Origin of the sequence: Ancylobacter dichloromethanicus, from assembly GCF_018390645.1 — a bacterium.
Classification (GTDB): domain Bacteria; phylum Pseudomonadota; class Alphaproteobacteria; order Rhizobiales; family Xanthobacteraceae; genus Ancylobacter; species Ancylobacter dichloromethanicus.
Genome location: NZ_JAHBGC010000046.1, coordinates 36,498 through 53,444, shown reverse-complemented (window position 1 = coordinate 53,444; position 16,947 = coordinate 36,498). Strand labels below are relative to the sequence as shown.

The following is a 16,947-nucleotide window of genomic DNA, read 5'->3' as shown; positions in this document are numbered from 1 at the left end:
GGTCACGCGCGATCGCGACGGCGGAGGAGGTTGCGCGGCGAGGAATCCTTGAGCGATTTGCCACGGCCGGAGAGACTCGGATTGGTCATGAAATACTGCTGGGCGTTGAACTTTTCCTCGCCCTCGCCGGGGACCATGCGCTCGGCGGAGCCATCCGGCAACACGCGCCAGCTCTGCTGGTTGTCCTGCAGGTTGGCGACCATGATCTGGTCGAGAATCTGCATGTGCACCGTCGGGTTGGTGATCGGGCACAAGGATTCGACGCGGCGGTCGAGATTACGCGGCATCAGGTCGGCGGAGGAGATGTAGATGGCCGCCTCGGCATGGGGCAGGCCATGGCCGTTGCCGAAGGCGTAAATGCGCTCATGTTCCAGGAAGCGGCCGACGATCGACTTGACGCGGATGTTCTCCGACAGCCCCTGCACGCCCGGGCGCAGGCAGCATATGCCGCGCACGATGACCTCCACCGGCACGCCGGCCTGGCTGGCCCGGTAGAGCGCGTCGATGATCATGGGGTCGACCAGCGAGTTCATCTTGAGCCAGATCGCCGCCGGCTTGCCGGCCTTGGCGTACTCCATCTCGGCGTCGATATGGTCGAGAATGCGCGTCTTCAGCGACAGCGGCGCGATGGCCAGCTTCTCCAGCCCCGCCGGCTCGGCATAGCCGGTGATGAAGTTGAAGATGCGCGCCACGTCGCGGCCGATCGCCGGGTCGGCGGTGAAGAACGAGAGGTCGGTGTAGATGCGGGCGGTGATCGGGTGGTAATTGCCCGTGCCGACATGGCAGTAGCTTGCCAGCGCGCCGCCCTCGCGACGCACCACCAGCGACAGCTTGGCGTGGGTCTTCAGCTCCAGGAAGCCGAACACCACCTGCACGCCGGCACGCTCCAGGTCGCGCGCCCAGCGGATATTGGCCTCCTCGTCGAAGCGCGCCTTCAATTCGACCAGCGCGGTCACCGACTTGCCCGCCTCCGCCGCTTCCGCCAGCGCCTTGATGATCGGGCTGTCGGAGGAGGTGCGGTAGAGCGTCTGCTTGATGGCGACGACATTGGGGTCGCGCGCCGCCTGGCGCAGGAACTGCACCACCACGTCGAAGGACTCGTAGGGATGGTGGACCACCAGGTCCTTCTCGCGGATCGCCGCGAAGCAGTCGCCGGCATGGTCACGGATGCGCTCGGGGAAGCGCGGATTGTACGGCTTGAACTTGAGGTCCGGCCGGTCGATGCCGACAAGCTGGCTGAACTCGTTCAGCGCCAGCACGCCGTCGACGAGGAAGATCTCGTCCTCCATCACGCCCAGTTCGCGCCGGACGAAATTGCGCAGCTCCTCCGGCATGGAGGCGTCGATCTCGAGGCGGATGACCTGCCCCAGCCGCCGGCGCTTCAGCGCCGTCTCGAACTGGCGCATCAGGTCCTCGGCCTCTTCCTCCACTTCGAGGTCGCTGTCGCGGATGACGCGGAAGCCGCCCTGTCCCTTCACCTGATAGCCCGGGAACAGGCGGCCGATGAACAGGCCGATCATCTGTTCGAGGGTGATGAAGCGCTGCACGTCGTTCTCGCCGTCGGGCAGGCGGATGAAGCGGTCGATCTTGGCCGGCACGCGGATGAGCGCGTTCATCGCCCGCCCGTCATGGATGCGCGCCAGCTGCAGTGCCAGCGAGAAGCCGAGATTGGGAATGAACGGGAAGGGATGCGCCGGGTCGATGGCGAGCGGCGTCAGCACCGGAAAGACATGGGAGAGGAAGAAGTCGTCGAGCACCGCCCGGTCGCCCTTCACGACATCGGCGCCGTCCACCAGCACGATGCCGCAGCCCACCAGCGACTGCCGCAGCCCGCGCCAGCGCGCCTGCTGGTCCTCGGCGAGTTCGGCCGCCGCCACGCCGATGCGGGCGAGTTGCTCCACCGGGCTCAGCCCGTCCGGGCTGCGGGCGCTGTAGCCCTCGCGCACCTGTTCCTTCAGGCCGGCGACGCGGACCATGAAGAACTCGTCGAGATTGTTGGCCGAGATCGAGAGAAAGCGCAGCTGCTCCAGCATCGGGTGCTCGGTGTTGGAGGCCTCCTCCAGCACGCGGCGATTGAACTGCAGCCAGGACAGCTCGCGGTTGATGAAACGCTCCGGCGAATTCATCAGCTCGTCCTCGAGCGGACGAGGCGGCACCACCGCCTGAATGGGCATTTCCGTCAGCACGACTTCTTGCTCGACCTGCGTTTCCGTCTCGCTCACCGTCGCCACTCCGTCCTTCTTGGGGGGTACCCGCTTGGTCCGGCGCGAAGGTCGCCGGGCATCGTGACGGCTGGATGACATGCTGGGATTAACCTATCGTCAAGTCGTTAAGGGCAGTCCGGTCCGGCGGCAGGGCCGGCTCGTCGGAACGCTCGGCCCGCCCGCGCAGCAGCTCGGAAGCCAGCGCCCGGGTCAGCGGCCGCTTGCGCGCCAGCGCCTCGCGATCCAGTTCGGCAACGACATCGCGCAACCCCGCAATGGACCGCTCGACGCGGGGCAGTAGGTAGTGCAGCAGGCCCTCGTCAGGCAATACCTGCCGGTCGGCGAAAAGCTTCAGCGCCACCGCCGCCAGCAATTCCTCGTCCGGCGCGCCGAGCGTGACCACCGGCAACACCCGCAACCGCGAGGCCAGATCGCGCGTGGCCACGGTCTCGGACAGGCCGGAGGGCAGCCGGGTGGAGGTTATCAAAAGGCCCACCTTCTGCTCGGTGGCGAGATTGAGCAGATGGAACAGCGCCGCCTCCGGAATCGGGCCGCCGCCGAGGTCCTCCACCACCAGCGCCCCGTCGGCCAGCAGGGCGGGCACCGCCGCGATGTCGAGCGCCGCCGCCGGCACCACCCGCGCGCCGGAAGTCTCGGCGAAAATGGCGGCGAGATGCGACTTGCCCGACCCCCTCGGCCCCACCAGCACCACCGCCCGCGCCGGCCAGTCCGGCCAGGAATCGATCAGGGACAGAGCCGCCTCATTGGCGAGGCCGGGCAGGAAGTCGTCCCGCGACCGGCTGTCGGCGTGGGGAAGATCGAGGGCAAGCTGCCGCGTCGCCATGGTCAGCGGACCCGGCTCTCGGGCAGATAGGGAACCGGCGCGGGGGCGCTGTGCAGCTCGGCCTCGTCCTCCCCCGTATAAAGCGGGCTCTCCAGATACTGGTTGATGGCGAAGCGCACCAGCACGCCCACCGCCGCCGCCAGCGGCACGGCGAGCAGCAGGCCGAGGAAACCGAGCAGATAGCCGAAGGCGAGCAGGGCGAACATCAGCCACACCGGGTGCAGGCCGACGCTGTCGCCCACCAGCTTGGGCGAGAGGATGTAGCCTTCGATGAACTGGCCGAACACGAAGATGCCGATGACGATGGCGATCATCGAATAGTCCGGGAAGAACTGGACGATGGCGACGCCGCCGGCGAGCACCAGCCCGGTCAACGAGCCGACATAGGGGATGAAGGTGATGATCCCCGACACGAAACCGATGACGAAACCGAAATTCAGCCCGGACATGGTGAGGCTGATCGCATAGAAGCTGCCCAGAATCAGGCAGACCAGCGACTGGCCGCGCACGAAGCCGGCGATGGCGCGGTCCATCTGCCCGGCAAGGTCGCGAATGGTGCCGCGGTGCCGCACCGGCAGCCAGGAATCCACCTTGTCGACCATGTGCTCCCAGTCGTTGAGAATGTAGAAGGCGACCACGGGCGTGATGACCAGCAGCGAGAACACCGAGAGCAGCGCCTGTCCGCCGGTCCACAGCCCCTGGATCAGGGTCAGCATGTAGGTGGCGCCCTGCGAGACCAGTTCGTTGAGCCCGCTCTGGACGCTCGGCATACGGTCGCCGACGAAATCGCGCAGCCACGCCGCGTTGGCGCCTTCGCCCGTCAGCATGTTCTGCAGCTTGCTGATATATTCGGGCAGGCGCTGGATGAAGGCGGCGAGCTGAGAGCCGAAGATCGGCACCACCAGCAGCATCAGCAGTATGGCGAGCAGAAGCGTGAGGCTGATGGTCACCAGCGAGGCTATCAGCCGGTTGACGCCCCAGCGCTCCAGCCGCGTCGTCACCGGATTGAGGAAATAGGCGAGCGCGAGGCCGGCGACGAAAGGCAGCAACACGCTCGACAGCAGCCATGCGGCCGCGATGAACAGCCCGAGCACGGTCAGCCAGAACGTCACCTGCTTGTGCCACGCCATTCCAGAACCGCCTCTCGACCGGGCCACCATCATGGGCTCATAGATACATCAAAATTCAGCGTGTGCGATGCACAAGCGGGCGCGCACGCCACGTCGCCCCCGCCATTCACAGCGCATCCTACGAACGCAGCCGTGGCCTTCGGCGTTCCGCCGTGGCACAAGGCGCCCGGCATCCCTTCTCCCGATGCCCAGATGGCCGTCCGCATGCGCTCCTCCCTCGTCACGTCCGGCATCGTCGCCGCCCTCGTCGGTTTCGGCGGCACCCTCACCCTCATCGTGGCCGCCGCGCAGGCGGTGGGCGCGTCGCCGGGGCAGATCACGTCGGGCGTCATCGGCCTGTGCCTGTCCATGGCGGCGACCTCGGCCTGGCTGGGCTGGCGCCACCGCATGCCGATCATCACCGCCTGGACGACGCCCGGCGCGGCGCTGATCGCCGCCTCGCACGGCCTCGCCATCGAACCGGCGGTCGGGGCCTTCATCATCGCCGGCGTGCTGATCCTCGTCACCGCCGCGGTGAAGCCGCTCGGCGCGCTGGTGCAGCGCCTGCCGGTGGCGATCGCCGCCGCCATGCTGGCGGGCGTGCTGTTCCGCTTCTGCACCGCGGTGTTCACCGCCGGTCAGGCCGACCCGCTGCTGGTGCTGCCGCTGGTGCTGATCTTCCTGGTGGCGCGGCGTATCAGCCCGTTCGGTGCGGTGCTGGCGGTGCTCGCCATCGGCATCGCGATGGCCTTCATGCTCGGCCGCGTCGGCCCGCTTCCCGCAGGTGTGCCCTGGCCGACGCTGGAACTCATCGTGCCGCAGTTCGACCTGCAGACGATGATCGGTGTCGGGATTCCGCTCTACATCGTCACCATGGCCTCGCAGAACCTGCCGGGCTTCGCGGTGCTGCAAGCGGCCGGCTACAAGCCGCCGGCGCCCTCGATCCTGGCCTCGACCGCCCTCGCCTCGCTCATCACCGCCCCGTTCGGCTCGCTGACCAGCAACCTCGCCGCCATCACCGCCTCCATCTGCACCGGGCCGGACACCCATCCCGACCCGGAAAAGCGCTGGCTGGCGACGCCGTTCTATGCGCTGAGCTACGTCGTGCTCGCCGGCTTCGGCGCCGGCGCGGTGGCGCTGATCGCCGCCCTGCCGCCCGAGCTGGTGGCGACCTTCGCCGGGCTCGCCTTGCTCGGCCCGCTGGTCAACGCGCTTGCCTCCGCCATGGGCGATGGGGCCAGGCGCTTTCCCGCCGTGCTGACCCTAGCGGTCACCGCGTCCGGCCTGTCGCTGTTCGGGCTCGGCTCCGCCTTCTGGGGCCTCGCCGCCGGCCTGATCGCGCTCGGCATCGACCATGCGGGACGGCGGGCGTGAGGAAAACCGCCCGCGACCTTGCCCGCCGCCCGATAAGCGGCTAATCCGCCAGCACTCCCGGAGGGCATGAGATGACCGGTACCGATAAAGGCCTCAGCTACCGCGATGCGGGCGTCGACATCGACGCCGGCAACCGGCTGGTCGATCTCATCAAGCCGCTGGTCAAGGCGACCCGCCGTCCGGGCGCCGACGCCGACATCGGCGGTTTCGGCGGGGTGTTCGACCCCAGGGCCGCCGGCTTCAAGGATCCGCTGATCGTCGCCACCACCGACGGCGTCGGCACCAAGCTGAAGATCGCCATCGAGACCGGCCGGCACGAGACCATCGGCATCGACCTCGTCGCCATGTGCGTCAACGACCTTGTGGTGCAGGGCGCCGAGCCGCTGTTCTTCCTCGACTATTTCGCCACCGGCAAGCTGGCCCCGGAGGTCGGCGCCACCATCGTCGCCGGCATCGCGCGCGGCTGCGCCGAGGCCGGCTGCGCGCTGATCGGCGGCGAGACGGCGGAAATGCCCGGCATGTATGCCGAGGGCGACTACGACCTCGCCGGCTTCTCGGTCGGCGCGGTGGAGCGCGGCGAACTCCTGCCCTCGCCCAATGTGCGCCCCGGCGACGTGCTGCTCGGCCTCGCCTCCTCGGGCGTGCATTCCAACGGCTATTCGCTGGTGCGCCGCATCGTCGAGCTGTCCGGCCTCGGCTGGGACGCCCCGGCCCCCTTCGCACCCGAGAAGGCGCTGGGCGAGGCGCTGCTCACCCCCACCCGGCTCTATGTGAAGTCGGCGCTCGCCGCCATCCGCTCGACGGCCAGGGTGAAGGCGCTGGCCCACATCACCGGCGGCGGGCTGACCGAGAACCTGCCGCGCGTGCTGCCGAAGCACACGATCGGCCGCGTCGATCTCGACGGGCTGACCGTTCCGCCCGTGTTCCGCTGGCTGGCGCAAGTGGGCAAGGTCGCGCCGGAGGAAATGCTGCGCGCCTTCAACTGCGGCATCGGCATGGTTGTGGTCTGCGCGCCGGAGGATGCCGAGACCGTGGCCGATGCCCTCGCCGATGGCGGCGAGGAAGTGATCCATCTCGGTGTCATCGAGCCCGGCGAAGGCGCGGCGCACACCGTCTATGACGGCACGCTCGCGCTCGACGCGCCGCTTTGACGACCATCCGTCGAGGCCCGGCACCGCCGGGCACCTCAGGATGACCTTGCTTGAGAGATCCCCGTCATCCTGAGGTGCGAGCACAGCGAGCCTCGAAGGATGTTGAAGCAGAGCATGCCCGTGTCCAAGAAACCCCGCGTGGCCGTCCTCATCTCCGGGCGCGGCTCCAACATGATGTCGCTGATCGAGGCGGCGAGCGCCCCGGATTTCCCGGCCGAGATCGCGGTGGTGATCTCCAACCGGCCGGACGCCCACGGCCTCGCCCGCGCGCAGGCCAGCAACATCGCCACCCGCACCGTCGACCACAAGGCCTATGCCGACCGCGCCCACTTCGACGCCGCGCTCGACGCGGTGCTGGAGGAAGAACAGGCCGACCTCGTCTGCCTCGCCGGCTTCATGCGGCTGCTCACCCCCGGCTTCACGCAGAAATGGGCCGGGCGGATGATCAACATCCACCCGGCGCTGCTGCCCAGCTTCAAGGGCCTGCACACCCATGAGCGGGCGCTGGCCGAGGGGGTGCGCATCCATGGCTGCACCGTGCATTTCGTGACGCCGGAGATGGATGTCGGGCCGATCATCATGCAGGCCGCGGTGCCGGTGCTGGACGGCGACACGCCGGACACGCTCAGTGCCCGCGTGCTGGCGCAGGAGCATGTGATCTATCCCGCCGCGCTGCGCCTCGTCGCCGATGGCCGCGCCCGGCTGGTGGATGGCCGCGTCAGCGTGGACGAATTCATCCTCGCCCCGCCGGCGCTGGTGGTGCCGCCGGCGCGTTAGCCGATTCGGGGCCGGTGCCGCGGCCGGAGGCTAGTCGTAAAGGAACGCCACCACGCGCGCCGGTGCCGCCGAAGCGCCTTTGAGGCGCAGCGGGAAGACGGCGAGGTCGAATCCATGCGTGGGAAGCAGGTCGAGCCCACGCAGTTGCTCCATATGCCAGAACGGCTTGCGCCGGCCCACCAGATGGCCGGCCCAGAACAGCCGGGAATTGCCCTGCTCGCGGCTGCGACGGATCTGGTGGTGGAACGGCACGTCCCATCCCCACTGGTCGATGCCCATCACCTTCACGCCGTGATCGATCAGCCATTCCGTGGCGGCGACACTCATGCCGGTGCCCAGCTTCCAGTAGTCCCGCTGGCCTTGAAACCGGTCGCGCCCGGTGCGGATCAAGGCGATGGTGCCCGGCCCAATCGACGCCCCGCTCGCGGCAAGGCTGGCCTCCAGGTCGGCGATGGCGATCTCCTCGCCATCGCCCTTGTGGCTCATGTCGAACACCACGCCCGGTCCGAAGCCAAGCTCCAGCGGCATCTGCTCGATCGTTGGCAGCCGCCCCCCTTCTGCGTCGGTCGGCCCGTAATGCCAGGGGGCGTCGATATGGGTCGTCGCATGCACGCCCATTCGGGTGATGGTGTCGTCGGCCCAGCCGTCAAAATCCAGCGGGAACAGGCGGAATGGCAGTCCGAGCAGCCGCACCAGCCAGCGGGCCCGACCATGCGGGTGGTGTTTCACCTTCACGCGCATGAAAAACGGGTCTTGGGGATTTTCGGCGATCTCCTTGGAGAGATCGACGATCCGCGAGGGGCGAAGCCCTTTCATTGGCGATACCTCATCGACACCAACAGACCGGTCGCCAAGCAAAGCAACCAAGGGCGACCTTGATCACACGCGCTGCCGCGTCATGTCTTGCCGATTCCCAGCACGACATGATCAATCGCGGTGTCTGCAGGGCCGGATCGCGGCGCCGTCACCCCCGCGCGATGCGCACCCGGTTGTCGTGCAGCGCCGCGCCGCCGGCGGGGGCGACGGGGTCGGCGCCGGTGAGGCTGTTGATGCCGCGCCCGCCTTCATGGGCGCGGTTCGGCCAGATCGATTCCGCCACCACCACGCCGCGCCGCAGCCCCTCGAACAGCCGGGCGTGGAGGCGCACCTCGCCCCGCGCGCTGGCGACGCGCACGAGGTCGCCCTCGGCGACACCGAGCGATGCCGCGTCCTCCGGGTGGATCAGCAGTTCCGGCCGCTTCTCGCGGGCGCGCGAGCCTTCCGTCTCGGTGAAGCTGGAATTGAGGAAGGAGCGCGCCGGCGCGGTGACGAGACGGAACGGATAGTCCTCGGTCGCTTCCTCGATCACCGCCCAGTGGTCCGGCCATTCCGGCATGTCCCGGTACGGCCCGAACTTGTCCGGAGCGGAGAAGCGCGAGCGCGCCCAGTCCGGCTTCAGGCGGAACTTTCCATCCGGCCAGTCGAAGCCCTTGAGGTAATGCGCGCTCTCGAAATCCGGCTGCACGTCGAGGAAGCGCTTCTCCTCCAGCTCCTCCACCGTGCCGCGCCCGGCGGAACGCAGCATCCAGTCGATGTGGTCGCGCGGGGTCATCTGGAACCCCTCATGCGCGGCGCCGAGCCGGTCGGCCAGCGCGCCGATCACTGCGTGATTGCTGCGGCATTCGCCCAGCGGCTCGACCAGCTTGGGGCCGAGGATCACATATTGATTACCGCCGCCCTGGTAGAGGTCGTCATGCTCGGTGAACATGGTGGCCGGCAGCACGATGTCGGCCATGCGCGCGGTCTCGGTCATGAACTGCTCGTGCACGGCGACGAACAGGTCCTCGCGGGCGAAGCCGCGCCGCACCGTCTCCTGGTCCGGGGCAATGGAGACCGGGTTGGTGTTCTGGATCAGCATGGCGGCGACCGGCGGGCCGCCGCGCAGCGCCTCGGGGTCTCCGGCGAGGATGTCGCCGATGCGCGACTGGTCGAGTTCGCGAGCGCCGGTCGGAATGTCCAGCCCCTCGACCATGGTCTTGTTCCAGCGATAGATCGCGCTGTTGGAATGGAACACGCCGCCGCCCTCATGCTTCCAGGCGCCGGTAATGGTGGGGATGCAGCTCACCGCGTGCATCGCCACCGCGCCGTTGCGCGAGCGGGTGAAGCCGTAGCCGGCGCGGATGAAGGTGCGCGCGGTGCGGCCGATGGACTGCGCGAACGCCTCGATCTCTGCAGCTGGCAGTCCGGTGATGGCAGCAGCCCATGCAGGCGTGCGTCCTTCAAGATGTGATTCAAGGCCGGCGGAATCATCCGCGAATTCAGCGAGATAGGCGCGGTCGGCAAAGCCGTCCCTGAACAGCACATGCATCACCGCGCAGGCCAGCGCCCCATCCGTGCCGGGACGGATCAGGATCGGAATGTCGGCCTGCTCCATGGTCGGCGAGCGATAGACATCGACCACGGCGATCTTTGCCCCGCGTTCCTTGCGGGCCCGTATCGCATGGGTCATCACATTGATCTGGGTCGAGACCGGGTTGGTGCCCCAGATGACGACGAGGTCGCTCTTGGCCATCTCGCGCGGGTCCGGCCCGGCGAGCTTGCCGGTGCCGGCCATGAATCCGCTCCAGGCCGGGTTGACGCAGATCGAGGAGAAGAAGCGCGAATAGCCCTTGGCGCGGGTCAGCCGGTTGATGCCGTCGCGCATCACCAGCCCCATCGTGCCGGCATAGTAATAGGGCCAGACGGCCTCAGTGCCATGCCGGCTCTCCGCCTCGCGGAACCGGTGGGCGATCTCGTCCAGCGCCTCGTCCCAGGAGATCGGGGCGAAGGCGCCCTCGCCTTTCGGTCCGATGCGGCGTAGCGGACGGGTCAGCCGGTCGGGATGGTTCGCCCGCTCGGCGTAGCGCGCAACCTTGGCGCAGATGACGCCCGCGGTGAAGCTGTTGTCGCGCGAGCCGCGCACCCGGCCGATCCGGCCATCGGTGACCTCGACCTCCAGCGCGCAGGTGGAGGGGCAATCGTGCGGGCAGGCGGAATAGCCGGTACGGGTCGGCGGGATGTGCTGATTCATGAAAAAGGCGCTCCGCCAGTATCCTAGCGGAGCGCCTCGCTTTTTACACCTGCACCGTCAGGCTCAGTGCGCGGTCGCCTCGCGGCGGCGGTTCTTCACGATCCAGCCGAAGCTGATGACGAAGATCGCGCCGACCACGGCCGCGAGATAGTGCGGCAGGGCCGAGGGCTTCAGACCGACGGGGTCCTCGGGGTCGGCAATGACATCGACCAGCCACGGGGCCATGCCCTGCATGGTCTCCAGCACCACCTTGTCGCTGACCAGCATCTCGCCGGCGATCCAGCCGAGCAGGGCCGCGCCGAACCAGATGAGGATCGGGAAGCGCGAGATCAGCTTCAGGATGAGCTGCGAGCCGAAGACGATCAGCGGGATGGTGAGCAGCAGGCCGAAGATGAACAGTTCGGCATGGCCGCGCGCCGCGGCGGCGATGGCCACGACATTGTCCAGGCTCATCACAGCGTCGGCGATGGCGATGGTGCGCACCGCCTTCCACAGGCTGTCGGCGCCCTCGACATGATGCCCCTCGCCGCCCTCGTCGAGCACCAGCTTGATGGCGATCCAGAACAGCAACACGCCGCCGACCACCTTCAGGAACGGCACGCCGAGCATGTACGACACCACAAGGGCGAAGATGATGCGCAGGCCCACCGCGGCGCCGGCGCCGAGCAGGATGCCCCATTTGCGTTGCTTCTCGGGCAGCGAACGGCAGGCGAGCGCGATGACGACCGCATTGTCGCCGGAAAGCAGCAGGTCGATCCAGATGATCTGGAGCAACGCCACCCAGAAGATCGGGCTTGAAAAATCCATCGTGTCCTCTCTGATCGTCGAAATCCAAGGCGTCAGGGAAGAACTCCCCACCGGGCACGTTCTGGCATACCTTATTATTTACGCCAGAACCCACCCCCTGAACGCCGAGCGCCCGCGACGATGACATCGCGGGCGCCGACGGGGAGGGAATTCCCGATCACATCACGAACCGTGCGGGCCCACCGTGTGCGCCGAGCCCTTGAGCCGGGAAATGGCCCAGCCAGTGGCCAGCACGATCACGGCGCCGGCAGCCGCGGCCGCGTATTCATAGTGGTGCACGGCGGCCTCGCCGAAATAGTCCAGCACCTTGATGTCCGAGACGAACATCTCGCCGGCGACCCAGCCGAGCAGCGCCGCGCCGGCCCACACCAGGAAGGGGAAGCGCGAGAGCAGGCTCATGATCAGCGCCGCGCCGGCGATGATCATCGGAATCGAGATGACCAGGCCGATGATGATCAGCGTCCAGTTGCCGTCGGCGACGGCAGCGATGGCGACCACGTTGTCGAGGCTCATGACCAGGTCGGCGACGGCAATGGTGCCGACCGCGCGCCACAGATTGTCATGAGCGGCGACGCCGCCATCCTCGGCGTCTTCCGGCAGCACAAGATCAACCGCGATGTAGAGCAGCGCCAGCGAGCCGACGATGCGCAGCCAGGGCAGGCCGAGCAGCACCGCGATGATGGCGGTGAACACGATGCGCATGGCGACCGCGACACCCGCGCCGAGCACCATGCCGGTGCGGCGCATGCTGTCAGGCAGCGAGCGGCATGCCATGGCGATGACGACGGCATTGTCGCCGGAAAGCAGGACGTTGATCCAGATGATCTTGAGAAGTGCCAGCCAGAATAGCGGCTCAAGGTAGCTCATGATATTCGTTCCCTCACCTTCCCACCCGGATGCGGATGGGACTCCAAGTTGTTGTTTCGGCGTTGGCGCGCCATTTTTTAAGGTGAGGCAAGAGGAGGTGGCTCCGGCGGGCCCACTCCCGGGCGCTCTTGGCGCGCCATTAACGGCATCCCCGCTGCGGGCCACTTCTCCATGGCCGGACCCCCGCAGCGCCCATTTGAGGAACATACATAATAATCCATGCGGTGGCCAAGCCCGAATACCGCATTTTGTCGATTCATCGATGCTGCGAACGCTTAGTCTACGCTGCTGCGCAAAAGAAACACCCCGTCCGGAGAACCGGACGGGGTGCTGATGACAAGGCCCGTTGCTCGGCTCAGGCCCGCTACGGGAGCGCTTTGGCTGTCAGCCGACGATCTCGTTACCGGCGAAGAACTGCGCGATCTCGATCTGCGCATTCTCCAGGCTGTCGGAGCCATGCGCCGAGTTCTCGCCGACGGAGAGGGCGAATTCCTTGCGGATGGTGCCCTCGGCCGCATTGGCCGGGTTGGTGGCGCCCATCACCTCGCGATAGGCGGCGACGGCGTTCTCGCCCTCCAGCACCTGCACGACGATCGGCTCGGAGATCATAAAATCCACAAGCTCGCCGAAGAAGGGGCGCTCCTTGTGCACACCGTAGAAGGTTTCGGCCTGGGCGCGGGTGAGCAGAATGCGCTTCTGCGCGACGATGCGCAGGCCCGCCTTCTCGATGGTGGCGTTGATCGCCCCCGTGAGATTGCGACGGGTGGCGTCCGGCTTGATGATCGAAAAAGTGCGCTCGAGCGCCATGACGTGTTTCCCTGGAAATGTGGGGGGCGAAAGGTTCGCAGCGGCTTATAGCGGCGCCTCCGTCTCCGGACAAGAGAACCGCGCGCGGCGTTTTCGACAAGGCTTCGATACCCCGATGGGTCGACCGTTCGGTGTCGAAAGGCCGGCCTTGCGGTGGAACCCGTGGGCGCTCACCTGATTACCCGAAGGATGCCGCTCGTGACCGCAGCGCAGGGATGTCGCCCATGAAGAAATGTATCGTCGCCCTGTTGGGGCTGGTGGCTGTTCTTGTCAGCTTTCTTGCCTTCCCTTTCCTGCCGGTGGCCGACGCGACGACCGACCCTTCGCACATGCCCAAGGGCTACAAGACCTGCTTCATGGAGCGGCACGCGGTCTACACGGACGGGGCGCCGCGCTGGGTGAAGGCGCCGCGCTGCGTATTCGCCGAATAATCGATGGATCACGACTTCATGATTGCCCCTTGGAACTTCACGAACAGTTCGCACGTTAAGGGAGTGTTAACGGTCGAGACGGGGCAAGCGCGGATGAACGAACGCATAACGTTTCGTTCCGCTGGGTCTGCCATGAAATATGGCAGCGCAGCGATGCGTTTGGTTTGCCTCCAGTTCTCTTCCGCAGGTGTGAGTGACGTAATGACGGGTTGATATCCGGTGGTTCATCCACCGGCGGGTGGATGAGGTGCCGAAATGTACAAGGCCATTGCCATCAGTGCCGTCGCCGCGGCGATGGGGTTCACCGCGCTGTTCGTGGGCGCGGCCGATGCCACCGGTTACTTCAAGCGCCAGCTTCCGGCCGCGACCGTGGAGATCCCGGTCGAGCAGGTCGCCGGTGATTGCGTGATGCAGTCGCGCTGGGTGAGCGATGCCGGCCGCATGGTCGAGGTTGAACGTCCCGTCTGCTACTGACAGGTCAGACCGGTCTGGCGCTCTTCCTGATGCCTCCTCGCGCTTCATTCGTTTCGAAAGGTTAGGCTCGCGGCACCCCACTCCCCCAAGCCCCGACGCGAGCCCATCGGCCCCGGCTTCTCCCCCAAGGAGCCGGGGCTATTTTTTTGCCGGCGGCTGCTATTTGCCGGCGGATCCGCGCGTATGAACAATGGCCAACGGGCCGTTCAGGGGCTGTTGGGGGCGCGACTGCAGAATGCACGTATTCCGGCAACGGAATCGGACGACCTCTTCCGTTCCCGCCGACCCGGCGGAGGTCCGACGCAACGCCCCGGCCCTGCGCCCGCAAGGCCGGGGCGCATGCACGTGCATGTCGTCCCGACCGGCGAAAGCCCTGCGGTTCCGGGCAGCGAGATGACCACCCCCTTGCGCGGTTCATGGCACTGATCATCACTGCGAATTTGAAACCCCGCGCCGGGCGGCGCACCATGGCACCCATGTCTTCCCGGGCTTCACCTTCCCGGCCGACCGTTGGAGAACGCACCGCCATGATGACCGCCGCCTCACCCGACGCATCGCTCGCCCGTCTCATCAGCCGCCGCTATCGCGATTTCGCGGCCTATAATTCCTGGGGCAACCGACGCCTCTACGCCGCCGCGGCCGAGCTGAGCGAGGCGCAGTACCGCGCCGATCGCGGCGCCTTCTTCGGCTCCGTGCATGGGACGCTCAATCATATCCTCGTCGGCGACCGCATGTGGATGCGGCGGATCACCGGCGCCGGGGACGCGCCCGCGCGGCTCGACGCCATCCTGTTCGACACTCTGCCGGAACTCACCCTGGCCCGGGTTGCCGAGGACGAGCGCATCCTTACCTATATTGAGGGTCTGGACGCGCAGGCGCTGGCAACCGACCTGCACTACGCCAATATCGCCGGCGCGCGCTTCGTCCAGCCGCTGGCGACGGTGCTGGACCATGTCTTCAACCACCAGACCCATCATCGCGGGCAGGTGCATTGCCTGATCAGCGGTCATCTCGGCAACGCGGCGGCGCCCTCGCTCGACCTCATCGCGTTCCAGCGCGAGAACGGACTTGCCCGCGCCGAGTGAGCGCGCGCCCGCACGCTAGAGCGCGCCCTCTCTTGCCCGCCGGGCCGCGGCGCGGCACAACACCCGCATGATCAATCTCGACGACATTTCCCTGCGCGTTGCCGGCCGGCTGCTCATCGACCATGCCTCGGTGGCGCTGCCGGAAGGCGCCCGGATCGGCCTGGTCGGCCGCAACGGCACCGGCAAGACCACGCTGTTCCGCGCCATCACCGGCGATATCGCGCTGGAGAGCGGCGATATCCGCATTCCGTCCGCCGCGCGCATCGGCCAGGTGGCGCAAGAGGCCCCGGCCGGGCCGGAGAAGCTGATCGACGTGGTGCTGGCCGCCGACACCGAGCGGGCCTCGCTTCTGAAGGAGCGCGAGGAAACCCTCGATCCGGAACGGATCGCCGAGATCGAACTGCGCCTCGTCGACATCGAGGCCCATGCCGCTCCCGCCCGCGCCGCGCGCATCCTCGCCGGCCTTGGCTTCGACGACGCCGCACAGCAGCGGCCGTGCTCGGAATTCTCCGGCGGCTGGCGCATGCGCGTCGCCCTCGCCGCCCTGCTGTTCGCCGAGCCGGACCTGCTGCTGCTCGACGAGCCGACCAATTACCTCGACCTCGAAGGTACGCTGTGGCTGCAGGATTTCCTCGCCCGCTATCCGCGCACCGTGCTCATCGTCAGCCATGATCGCGAACTGCTGAATGAATCGGTGGGGTTCATCCTGCATCTCGACCAGGGCAAGCTCACCCTGTGGCGCGGCGGCTATGATTCCTTCGAACGCCAGCGCGCCGAAAAGCGCGCCGTCGACCAGAAGGCACGCGCCCGGCAGGACGCCAAGCGCAAGCATATGGAAGCCTTCGTCGAGCGTTTCCGGGCCAAGGCGACCAAGGCCAAGCAGGCGCAGTCGCGCCTGAAGGCGCTGGCACGGATGGCGCCGCTCGCCGAACTCGCCAGCGAGGCCGCCGCCGCCATCTCCATCCGGCACCCCGAGCGGATTCCCTCGCCCCCGATCCTCACCCTCGACGGCGTCTCGGCCGGCTACGAGCCGGGCCGGCCGATCCTGAGGAACCTCACGCTCCGCATCGACCATGACGACCGCATCGCCCTCCTCGGCCCGAACGGCAATGGCAAGTCCACCTTCGCAAAACTGATATCCGGCCGGCTGGCGCCGCTCGGCGGCACGATGGTGCGCGCCGCCGGGCTGGAGATCGCCTATCTCGCCCAGCACCAGCTCGATGAACTGGTCGCCGACGAGACGGTGTACGACCATGTGCGGCGGCTGATGCCGGAGGCGCCGGAGGCAAAGGTGCGTTCGCGCGCCGCCGAGATGGGCTTTTCCGGCGCTACCGCCAACACCACGATCGCGGCGCTGTCCGGCGGCGAGAAGGCGCGGCTGTTGCTCGGCCTCGCCGCCTTTCACGGCCCACATCTGCTTATTCTGGACGAGCCGACCAACCATCTCGACATCGCCGCCCGGCAGGCCCTGACCGAGGCGATCAACGATTTTCCCGGCGCGGTGATCCTGATCAGCCATGACCGTACCCTGCTCGACGCCAGCGCCGAGCGGCTGTGGCTGGTGGCGGAGGGGACGGTGCGGCCCTATGACGGCGATCTCGACGAATATCAGAAGCTGGTCATCGGCCGCAGCGCCTCCGCGCAGCGCAAGGAGACGACCGGCACCCGTGCCGACGAGCGCCGCCAGGCCGCCGACCGGCGGGCCGAGGCGGCGCCGCTGCGCAAACGCGTCAAGGAACTGGAAGCGGCCATGGCGAAGCTGGAGCGCAGCATCGCTGCGCTCGATGCCAAGCTCGCGGACGAGACGCTCTATACGCGCGCCCCGCTCGAGGCCCAGCGTTTCGCCCGGGAGCGCGCCTCGGCGGCTGAGTCCCTCGCCAGGGCGGAAGAGGACTGGCTGCACGCCTCCGCCAGCCTCGACGAGGCGATGGCGTCGTAAGTCGGCGCCGCCTCCACCGCAACGGTCCC

Annotated in this window: 15 protein-coding genes; 7 read left to right on the top strand and 8 right to left on the bottom strand. The window is 67.5% G+C overall.

From position 1 onward, the window contains the following. Positions 1 to 2: 2 nt before the first annotated feature. From KHC23_RS19135 to KHC23_RS19125, 3 genes are all read right to left on the bottom strand, one after another. On the bottom strand, positions 3 to 2,174 hold the full coding sequence (locus KHC23_RS19135) for an RNA degradosome polyphosphate kinase (RefSeq protein WP_246544786.1): 2,172 nt from the start codon (positions 2,172 to 2,174) through the stop codon (positions 3 to 5). Positions 2,175 to 2,310: 136 nt separating this feature from the next. Beyond that, on the bottom strand, positions 2,311 to 3,048 hold the full coding sequence (locus tag KHC23_RS19130) for a P-loop NTPase family protein (protein WP_213374769.1): 738 nt from the start codon (positions 3,046 to 3,048) through the stop codon (positions 2,311 to 2,313). A gap of 2 nt (positions 3,049 to 3,050) precedes the next feature. Further along, the gene (locus KHC23_RS19125; RefSeq protein WP_213374767.1) at positions 3,051 to 4,178 is read right to left on the bottom strand and encodes an AI-2E family transporter; all 1,128 of its coding nucleotides are present in this window, start codon (positions 4,176 to 4,178) and stop codon (positions 3,051 to 3,053) included. 204 nt (positions 4,179 to 4,382) lie between these two features. On the opposite strand from KHC23_RS19125, the gene KHC23_RS19120 reads away from it, so the two are divergent. The 3 genes from KHC23_RS19120 (at position 4,383) to purN (ending at position 7,459) form a co-directional block, all read left to right on the top strand. Continuing rightward, positions 4,383 to 5,531: a benzoate/H(+) symporter BenE family transporter gene (locus tag KHC23_RS19120; RefSeq protein ID WP_213374924.1), complete on the top strand. Its 1,149-nt coding sequence runs from the start codon at positions 4,383 to 4,385 to the stop codon at positions 5,529 to 5,531. A gap of 71 nt (positions 5,532 to 5,602) precedes the next feature. Then, positions 5,603 to 6,682 (top strand): phosphoribosylformylglycinamidine cyclo-ligase, encoded by a 1,080-nt coding sequence (gene purM, locus KHC23_RS19115; RefSeq protein ID WP_213374765.1) that lies wholly within the window; start codon positions 5,603 to 5,605, stop codon positions 6,680 to 6,682. A gap of 114 nt (positions 6,683 to 6,796) precedes the next feature. Continuing rightward, positions 6,797 to 7,459 (top strand): phosphoribosylglycinamide formyltransferase, encoded by a 663-nt coding sequence (purN, locus tag KHC23_RS19110; RefSeq protein WP_213374763.1) that lies wholly within the window; start codon positions 6,797 to 6,799, stop codon positions 7,457 to 7,459. 30 nt (positions 7,460 to 7,489) lie between these two features. On the opposite strand, the gene KHC23_RS19105 is transcribed toward purN, so the two are convergent. From KHC23_RS19105 to ndk, 5 genes are all read right to left on the bottom strand, one after another. After that, positions 7,490 to 8,326 carry a cyclase family protein gene (locus tag KHC23_RS19105; RefSeq protein WP_246544777.1) on the bottom strand — a complete coding sequence of 279 codons (837 nt, stop codon included), beginning with the start codon at positions 8,324 to 8,326 and terminating at the stop codon, positions 7,490 to 7,492. Between the two features lie 97 nt (positions 8,327 to 8,423). Further along, positions 8,424 to 10,508, bottom strand: a complete 2,085-nt coding sequence (locus KHC23_RS19100; protein WP_213374761.1) for a molybdopterin-containing oxidoreductase family protein — start codon at positions 10,506 to 10,508, stop codon at positions 8,424 to 8,426. A 63-nt stretch (positions 10,509 to 10,571) separates the two neighbouring features. After that, positions 10,572 to 11,315 carry a TerC family protein gene (locus tag KHC23_RS19095; RefSeq protein ID WP_213374759.1) on the bottom strand — a complete coding sequence of 248 codons (744 nt, stop codon included), beginning with the start codon at positions 11,313 to 11,315 and terminating at the stop codon, positions 10,572 to 10,574. A gap of 162 nt (positions 11,316 to 11,477) precedes the next feature. Then, positions 11,478 to 12,182, bottom strand: coding sequence for a TerC family protein (locus KHC23_RS19090; protein ID WP_213374757.1), 705 nt, complete (start codon positions 12,180 to 12,182; stop codon positions 11,478 to 11,480). Between the two features lie 384 nt (positions 12,183 to 12,566). Continuing rightward, positions 12,567 to 12,989, bottom strand: coding sequence for a nucleoside-diphosphate kinase (gene ndk, locus KHC23_RS19085; protein WP_213374755.1), 423 nt, complete (start codon positions 12,987 to 12,989; stop codon positions 12,567 to 12,569). 224 nt (positions 12,990 to 13,213) lie between these two features. Between ndk and KHC23_RS19080 the strand changes: the two genes are divergently transcribed. From KHC23_RS19080 to KHC23_RS19065, 4 genes are all read left to right on the top strand, one after another. After that, positions 13,214 to 13,420, top strand: coding sequence for a hypothetical protein (locus tag KHC23_RS19080; RefSeq protein ID WP_213374753.1), 207 nt, complete (start codon positions 13,214 to 13,216; stop codon positions 13,418 to 13,420). A 255-nt stretch (positions 13,421 to 13,675) separates the two neighbouring features. Then, complete coding sequence (locus KHC23_RS19075) at positions 13,676 to 13,894, top strand: hypothetical protein (RefSeq protein WP_213374751.1); 219 nt, start codon at positions 13,676 to 13,678, stop codon at positions 13,892 to 13,894. Between the two features lie 527 nt (positions 13,895 to 14,421). Beyond that, positions 14,422 to 14,979 (top strand): DinB family protein, encoded by a 558-nt coding sequence (locus KHC23_RS19070; protein WP_246544776.1) that lies wholly within the window; start codon positions 14,422 to 14,424, stop codon positions 14,977 to 14,979. Between the two features lie 67 nt (positions 14,980 to 15,046). Beyond that, positions 15,047 to 16,918, top strand: a complete 1,872-nt coding sequence (locus KHC23_RS19065) for an ABC-F family ATP-binding cassette domain-containing protein (RefSeq protein WP_213374749.1) — start codon at positions 15,047 to 15,049, stop codon at positions 16,916 to 16,918. Positions 16,919 to 16,947: the final 29 nt, after the last annotated feature.

Bases quoted from the DNA above. Each gene is read 5' to 3' on its own strand.
- KHC23_RS19135 (WP_246544786.1), bottom strand. From the start codon at position 2,174: ATGCCCATTCAGGCGGTGGTGCCGCCTCGTCCGCTCGAGGACGAGCTG.
- KHC23_RS19130 (WP_213374769.1), bottom strand. From the start codon at position 3,048: ATGGCGACGCGGCAGCTTGCCCTCGATCTTCCCCACGCCGACAGCCGG.
- KHC23_RS19125 (WP_213374767.1), bottom strand. From the start codon at position 4,178: ATGGCGTGGCACAAGCAGGTGACGTTCTGGCTGACCGTGCTCGGGCTG.
- KHC23_RS19120 (WP_213374924.1), top strand. From the start codon at position 4,383: ATGCGCTCCTCCCTCGTCACGTCCGGCATCGTCGCCGCCCTCGTCGGT.
- purM (WP_213374765.1), top strand. From the start codon at position 5,603: ATGACCGGTACCGATAAAGGCCTCAGCTACCGCGATGCGGGCGTCGAC.
- purN (WP_213374763.1), top strand. From the start codon at position 6,797: ATGCCCGTGTCCAAGAAACCCCGCGTGGCCGTCCTCATCTCCGGGCGC.
- KHC23_RS19100 (WP_213374761.1), bottom strand. From the start codon at position 10,508: ATGAATCAGCACATCCCGCCGACCCGTACCGGCTATTCCGCCTGCCCG.
- KHC23_RS19095 (WP_213374759.1), bottom strand. From the start codon at position 11,315: ATGGATTTTTCAAGCCCGATCTTCTGGGTGGCGTTGCTCCAGATCATC.
- KHC23_RS19090 (WP_213374757.1), bottom strand. From the start codon at position 12,182: ATGAGCTACCTTGAGCCGCTATTCTGGCTGGCACTTCTCAAGATCATC.
- ndk (WP_213374755.1), bottom strand. From the start codon at position 12,989: ATGGCGCTCGAGCGCACTTTTTCGATCATCAAGCCGGACGCCACCCGT.
- KHC23_RS19080 (WP_213374753.1), top strand. From the start codon at position 13,214: ATGAAGAAATGTATCGTCGCCCTGTTGGGGCTGGTGGCTGTTCTTGTC.
- KHC23_RS19075 (WP_213374751.1), top strand. From the start codon at position 13,676: ATGTACAAGGCCATTGCCATCAGTGCCGTCGCCGCGGCGATGGGGTTC.
- KHC23_RS19070 (WP_246544776.1), top strand. From the start codon at position 14,422: ATGATGACCGCCGCCTCACCCGACGCATCGCTCGCCCGTCTCATCAGC.
- KHC23_RS19065 (WP_213374749.1), top strand. From the start codon at position 15,047: ATGATCAATCTCGACGACATTTCCCTGCGCGTTGCCGGCCGGCTGCTC.